Genomic DNA, 6,902 nt, shown 5'->3' on the forward strand with positions numbered 1-6,902 from the left:
GCTCTTTGAATGGAGCGCTTCAGTCAGTCGGCGGTAAGGGAGCGGTTTTCTGAAAATGAATGGAACGTTTCAATGAAAAAAACTGAAGGCAAACTCGCTTTCTGCGAGTTTGTCTTCAGTCTGAAGCATCCTGAATGGATGCTTTATTTTCTTTTTTCTCCATTAATTTTTTTAGCACTTTCAAATCCCTAACAAATCACCCCGAATTGAAGAAGTTGAATGAAAAGAACTTTGTTCAAGATCACTTAACCACGTTGGTGTTAATCAATTTTTTTTCACTCCTCTAAACCATAAAAAATGGTCCCACTACTGATGATTTTCCTGAATAACAAACAACCTCATAAAAGTGCATACAATCCCGTGACATGTCTGCCTTTACCTTGTCTTAACAATAATCCTACTGCATTTTTACATAGCCTTGACATTGTATTCATCTTCTTCACCTATAGTTTAATTAGATATTAATTATAGGGAGGTCATTCATTTGATACATAATTGGAGTAAAAAGGTTTTGCCCATCACACTCGCTTCTGCATTAGCATTTGGAAGTTTATCATGGTCCGCAGCGGATCGTGTTTCGGCAAAGGATAAGCAAAAAAAAGAACCGGAAATCAAGAACGTGATTTTCCTTATCGGTGACGGCATGGGTGTTTCTTATACTTCCGCTTACCGGTATTTAAAAGATAATCCTGGTACGAAGGTGGCAGAAAAGACAGAGTTTGATAAATACTTGGTTGGCCAGCAGATGACCTACCCTGAAGACGCTGCACAAAATATAACGGATTCAGCCTCAGCAGCAACGGCAATGTCTTCCGGAGTGAAGACCTATAACGCAGCAATTGCAGTGGATAATGATAAATCTGAAGTCAAAACCGTATTGGAAGCAGCAAAGGAAAAAGGAAAAGCGACGGGATTGGTTGCCACTTCTGAAATCACTCATGCTACACCAGCATCTTTTGGAGCCCATGATGAAAATCGGAAAAACATGAATTCAATCGCAGACGATTATTATAATGACTTAATCAAGGGCAAACATAAAATTGACGTCCTATTGGGCGGTGGGAAGTCCAATTTTGTCCGGCCTGATGTCAATTTGGCGAAAGCCTTCGAAAAAGACGGGTACAGTTATGTGACTGATAAAAATCAAATGCTTAAGGACAAAAATGAACAGGTCCTTGGTTTATTCGCTTCTGAAGGACTCCCGAAAATGATTGACCGCCCAAGTGAAACGCCTTCTTTGTCAGACATGACAAGTTCGGCAATCCAGCGCTTGAATAAAGACAAAGATGGATTCTTCCTTATGGTCGAGGGAAGTCAGGTCGATTGGGCCGGACATGATAATGATATCGTAGGTGCAATGAGTGAAATGGAAGACTTTGAAAAAGCATACAAAGCGGCCATCGAATTTGCGAAGAAAGACAAACATACATTAGTGGTGGCCACTGCCGATCACTCTACAGGAGGATTCTCGATCGGGGCTAAAGGAATATATAATTGGTATGGTGAACCGATCAAGGCAGCCAAACGCACCCCTGACTTCATGGCGGATGCCATCGTCAAAGGGGCCGATGTTGAAAAGACTTTAAAGCAATATATTAATCAAAATGAACTGAAACTAACTAACGATGAAATCACAACGGTAACAGAAGCCGCCAAATCAAAAAATGTGACGAACGTCGATAATGCCATCGAAGCCATATTCGATAATCGGACCAACACTGCATGGACTACAGGGGGACATACAGGTGAAGATGTTCCGGTCTACGCATATGGACCATATAAAGAACGTTTTGCAGGACAGGTCGATAACACGGATCAAGCCAAAATCATCTTTGATCTATTAAAGAAGTAAAAATACTTCAGGGAGGGATTCAATGAACAGACTGATGATTGGTGCCCTGATATTAACGACATTTGGTGCTCTTAATACACAACCAGCTTACAAAGAAGAAACGACAGCTAAAGAAAAAACAGAGGAAGTTGCACGGCCACTGGTGAAAAAGGATGTCTATGTTCCGAATCCACAGCTTCCTGATGATTTAAAATTGAACCAAATCGGCCAAAATGTTTCCGATGCTAAGGGCGACTTAACTTTGAAAGCCTATAAAAAAGTGAATGAAGCGTTGAATGTTGGTCCGATTGAGGTTGAAGTCAAAGACATGAAAGTGATGCATGCCACTCCGGATTACAGCATGATTGATTTCTTTCATGGCTATACTCATGATGAAGATTTCGATATCGTAAAAGTGAACGTGGAAATCAAAAACAATTCGGATAAAAAAATCAAGTTTTCCCCAGTCGCATTTCTTGAAACGGACAGCGGGGAACATCTGACGTGGGAAGATGACATCTATTTAGAAGAACTTACTGGTGAAATAGAAGGAAATGGTTCGAAAAATGGAAACATTGGTTTCATTCTAAGTGATGGAAACATAGAAGGCATATCCTTCATGACAAGTGATGCGGTAGATGAAGAAGGGGAAGTCCTTGCAAAAGGCAAGTCAGCTGAATTCGCTTTTTAAAGAATATGTATAAATGCCTTGGAAAAATAAAATACTAGAACAAGTGATGGCGATTACTATCACTGAACGGAATATCCAAATCCTAATGATGAGGTGACACAGAATGAGCTATAAAGATCAATTAGATCCACATTCTCAAAAGTTTCACCATAATTGGACAAGACCTAAGCGTTCAAAATCTCAAGTTAATGGCCATACGCAAGAATCGCAAACAAACATTATACTAAGAAGCAATGCAAAGGCTCACAGGTGGTAAGGATATTTCCGACAAAGAAGGAGGCTCTCAGCGAGTCTTCTTCTTTATATTTAATGCTGAATCGACATCGAATCTAAACCATTAAAGGGATACATGGCTTTTCATTCATAATTATGATACCATTTACCTTTAAGTGTGCCTGGCGTGAAATTTATCCATTTTCCGGAGTTTTGATTCCGATTGAAAGTTTCACCTTATACAAATAGAGGACGTGAATTGTAATGATAAAAATTGAAATCCCTGCAGCGGATATAAGCATCAAACAAAGAAAACAAGTTATAGAAGGAGACGAAGCTGTCATTCCTGAAATTTACGGGTTTATCGATTTTCATTTGATTCCCCGTGATAAAGGCGGCATCATCTTGTTTTACAATGAAAATGATGAACTGATTTTTGTCGGAAAAGCTCGTAAATTAAGACAAAGGGTCAAGAAGCATTTCGAGGATAATGTTTCTCCGATTAAAGAGCATCGTAATGAAGTCAAGAAAATTGACATTCTTATAGTCGAAGACGCTATGGAACGTGATATCTATGAAACGTACATGATCAATAAACTTCATGCTAAATACAACGTCGACAAAGTGTTCTATAAATAAGGGAAAAAAGCTGGCTGCGCATGCAATCAGCTTTTTTTTGTGGGCAAACAAAGTTTACAACTTATGTACAAATATAAGTTCCGTACATTTACAGTCGCTTAATGTTAGGTTAACAGTGTTGGTTTATATTTAAAGTAATCCAATACATTTTCAGGAGGTTGCTATTGAAGAAAATACTTTGTAAAAAGGTGTTAGTTATCTCGATCGGGACAGTGATTGCCTTTGGGAATTTAACATGGTCCGTGTCACAAGCTTCTAAACTGGCTAAACAGAGAGAGATTGAAACTTTTGAACAAGAGACAGTAAAATCTTCAGAGTGGGAAATGGCGGAATAAGCATATGAACCAAAAAGTTTGTTGCTCGATTTGCAACAAAGTAATACGTTAAAGGTTCTTCTTAAAAAAGGAAAAATGAATTGGATAATGAAACGTTGCTGATGATCAGCTGTTATATGGAAGTACAATAAATTATAAAGCCGCACTGGAGGTTCATTACACATGTTGTTAGGTGTGATTGGGCTTCTATTTATTTTTATAAACTTACTTTAATTCAATTCGTTAATAATAAAATAACTTATACAGTCAAGGCCGGCGAAAACGATGGAGTGTATTTTTGGAATTTCTGCACAGATGAATTTTTTACGTGAGTGCCCATGCTGCTGTATTTGGAGCAATGGCGATAAACTCGTTCAGGAAATATTCGAGAGGTAATTTTGAAAAAAACTTGCAAATAGTAATGATTACGTTTTATTATAAAGGAGTAGTACTAAACAAGAGAATAATTCTATCGAATAAATCGTAATGATTTTGATTTGCGGGTGGGTAAAAAGCTAAGGAGTGTTTGTGAATGAGAAATAAGAAAATCCCTGTTACAGTTTTGAGTGGATACCTTGGCGCAGGAAAAACGACACTGCTGAATCATATCCTTGAAAATCGGGAGAATCTGAAGGTTGCCGTCATCGTCAATGATATGAGTGAGGTCAATATTGATGCTTCCCTTGTCAAACAGGGAGGGTTTACCCGGACAGATGAGAAGTTGGTGGAAATGCAGAACGGTTGCATATGCTGTACGCTTCGTGAGGATTTAATGATTGAAGTGGAAAAGCTGTCCACACAAGGTAATATCGACTATATCGTGATTGAATCGACCGGTATCAGTGAGCCTGTTCCGGTCGCCCAAACCTTCACGTATGTTGATGAAAACGTGGGAATTGATTTATCACAATTTTGTCGGCTCGATACGATGGTCACCGTTGTTGATGCGAAGAACTTTTGGCAGGATTACGCTTCAGGGGAAACTCTTATTGATCGAATGCAGGCAAATGATGAGGCCGATCAGAGGGAAGTGGTTGATCTATTGATTGATCAAATTGAGTTCGCCAATGTAATACTTCTAAATAAAATGGATTTAATGAAGCCCGAAGATATAGGGGAGTTAAATGGGGTCCTTCAAAAAATAAACCCGGATGCGCGGATTATAGAAACGGATTATTCCCAGGTGCCGTTAAAAGAAGTCATGAACACCCATCTGTTTGATTTTGAAAAGGCAAGCCAAGGGGCGGGTTGGATAAAGGAATTAAATGAAGAGCATATTCCAGAAACCGAAGAATATGGGATTGCCTCCTTCGTTTACAGAAGGAAAAAACCATTTCATCCATCGCGGCTGATGACGTGGTTGGAAAGTTGGCCGGTGGAAGTTGTGCGGGCAAAAGGCTTCCTTTGGTTGGCATCAAGAAATGATACAGCGGGCCTGCTATCACAGGCAGGACCGTCATTAATGATCGAGGGAGCAGGTAAATGGATTGCTGCTTATCCTAAAGATGAACAACAGCAGATACTGCAGGATGAACCTGAATTATTGGAACGCTGGGATGATATTTACGGAGACCGGATGACGGAACTAGTGTTGATTGGCATTCAAATGAATCAACAGGAAATCGAAAATGAATTAGATCAATGCTTATTGACGGAAATAGAGCTGCAGCATGATTGGTCTCTGTATGAAGATCCATTACCTGCATTTACGGAAATAGTTCATTAATAAACTTAGGAGGAACAAACATGAGAGTAAACATTACTTTAGCATGCACAGAATCAGGGGACCGAAATTATATCTCAACGAAGAACAAGCGGAATAACCCGGATCGAATCGAATTGAAAAAGTACTGCCCGCGTTTAAAGAAACACACGCTTCACCGAGAAACGAAGTAATTCCGAGGTTTAAATCGTAATGATTATGTTTTATTGAAGAGAATGGATGTAAAAGGGGGGAAGTTCATGTTGGAATGGATCATTATTGGCGGAGGCATTCAAGGTACGACGATGGCCACATTTTTACTAAAGTCAGGAAAAACGACAGTGGACCAGCTGGCGATTGTAGATAGAAATGAAGAACCATTGGCGAGATGGAAGCATTGTACGGAAGTGATTTCAATGCCATATTTACGTTCACCATCCGTACACCATCTGGATGTGAATCCATTCAGCCTGCAGAAATATGTGGAAAAAGCAGACTGGAACAATAATTTTTATGGCCAATATAAGCGGCCATCCCTACAATCCTTCAATGAACACTGTGCTCACGTTGCAGATGATTTATCTATTAAGCAGGCATGGGTGCAAGGGAAAGTCACGTCTGTCTGTAAAACGGGACAGGGCTGGGAAGTACAATTGCAAAACAAGCGACGACTTGCAGGGAAAAAACTCGTGATTTCAATTGGTATTGGTGAACAGCATTATTGGCCGGATTGGGCACTGCAATTAAAACAAGAGCATGAGGGCTTCATTTTTCACATATTCGATGAAAATATTCCGGAGCTGACACAATTACATGGACCCATCACGATCATTGGGGGAGGCATATCTTCTGTCCATCTGGCTTTAAAGCTGAGTAAGATCCATCCCAATGAAGTAACGGTACTAAAGCGGCATCCGTTTAGAATTCATGATTTCGACAGTGATCCTGGTTGGTTGGGGCCGAAAAGACAGCGTCCTTTCCGTGCTATAACAAGCTATCAATAAAGACGCGAAGCCATTATCCATGCCCGTTATAAGGGATCCATTCCACCTGACTTACATAAAGTGCTGATGAATCAGGTTAAACAGGGATTATTGCGTGTCATGGATGTTGAAGTGATAAGCGCTGTGTGGAGGGACGGGCATATTAGCCTCAGGGATAAAAACGAAAAGGTTATCCAACAAACAGGGACGATCCTTTTAGCAACCGGCTTTAAGTCTTCAATGCCAGGGAAGGATTGGCTAACGCCAGTCATCCAGTCGCATGATTTACGCCTTGCTGAATGTGGTTATCCGATTGTATCGCAGTCGTTGCAGTGGGGACCTGGTTTATATGTCACGGGTGCATTGGCTGAACTTGAAATGGGACCGATATCCAGGAATATATCTGGAGCAAGACAGGCAGCGGAACGAATTGTGAACAGTTTATAGAATTTATAGGCTGTTTTCACATACTTTGTTGCTATTTACCAGGTAGTGAGTTGTGGTTGATTTCCCCTCCAGATGCTCGCTT

Annotated in this window: 9 protein-coding genes; all 9 read left to right on the forward strand. The window is 40.2% G+C overall.

Features of this window, described 5'->3' with window-relative positions:
- Positions 1 to 487 precede the first annotated feature (487 nt).
- Complete coding sequence (locus tag ACFX4X_RS18770; RefSeq protein ID WP_377385276.1) at positions 488 to 1,852, forward strand: alkaline phosphatase; 1,365 nt, start codon at positions 488 to 490, stop codon at positions 1,850 to 1,852.
- Between the two features lie 22 nt (positions 1,853 to 1,874).
- Positions 1,875 to 2,522, forward strand: a complete 648-nt coding sequence (locus ACFX4X_RS18775; RefSeq protein WP_284469374.1) for a DUF4352 domain-containing protein — start codon at positions 1,875 to 1,877, stop codon at positions 2,520 to 2,522.
- Between the two features lie 103 nt (positions 2,523 to 2,625).
- Positions 2,626 to 2,778, forward strand: a complete 153-nt coding sequence (locus ACFX4X_RS18780; RefSeq protein ID WP_072272311.1) for a YpzG family protein — start codon at positions 2,626 to 2,628, stop codon at positions 2,776 to 2,778.
- 215 nt (positions 2,779 to 2,993) lie between these two features.
- Positions 2,994 to 3,374 (forward strand): nucleotide excision repair endonuclease, encoded by a 381-nt coding sequence (locus ACFX4X_RS18785; protein WP_176431821.1) that lies wholly within the window; start codon positions 2,994 to 2,996, stop codon positions 3,372 to 3,374.
- Positions 3,375 to 3,538: 164 nt separating this feature from the next.
- Complete coding sequence (locus ACFX4X_RS18790; protein ID WP_176431796.1) at positions 3,539 to 3,709, forward strand: hypothetical protein; 171 nt, start codon at positions 3,539 to 3,541, stop codon at positions 3,707 to 3,709.
- A 511-nt stretch (positions 3,710 to 4,220) separates the two neighbouring features.
- A complete protein-coding gene (locus ACFX4X_RS18795; RefSeq protein ID WP_377385270.1) occupies positions 4,221 to 5,414 on the forward strand; it encodes a GTP-binding protein in 1,194 nt (397 codons plus the stop codon).
- A 20-nt stretch (positions 5,415 to 5,434) separates the two neighbouring features.
- A complete protein-coding gene (gene rpmG / locus ACFX4X_RS18800; RefSeq protein ID WP_061465383.1) occupies positions 5,435 to 5,584 on the forward strand; it encodes a 50S ribosomal protein L33 in 150 nt (49 codons plus the stop codon).
- 66 nt (positions 5,585 to 5,650) lie between these two features.
- Positions 5,651 to 6,394 carry an FAD/NAD(P)-binding protein gene (locus ACFX4X_RS18805; protein WP_377385272.1) on the forward strand — a complete coding sequence of 248 codons (744 nt, stop codon included), beginning with the start codon at positions 5,651 to 5,653 and terminating at the stop codon, positions 6,392 to 6,394.
- Between the two features lie 99 nt (positions 6,395 to 6,493).
- Positions 6,494 to 6,820 carry a hypothetical protein gene (locus tag ACFX4X_RS18810; RefSeq protein WP_377385274.1) on the forward strand — a complete coding sequence of 109 codons (327 nt, stop codon included), beginning with the start codon at positions 6,494 to 6,496 and terminating at the stop codon, positions 6,818 to 6,820.
- Positions 6,821 to 6,902 lie beyond the last annotated feature (82 nt).

Origin of the sequence: Peribacillus sp. YIM B13481, from assembly GCF_042787985.1 — a bacterium.
GTDB classification, from domain to species: domain Bacteria; phylum Bacillota; class Bacilli; order Bacillales; family DSM-1321; genus Peribacillus; species Peribacillus simplex_A.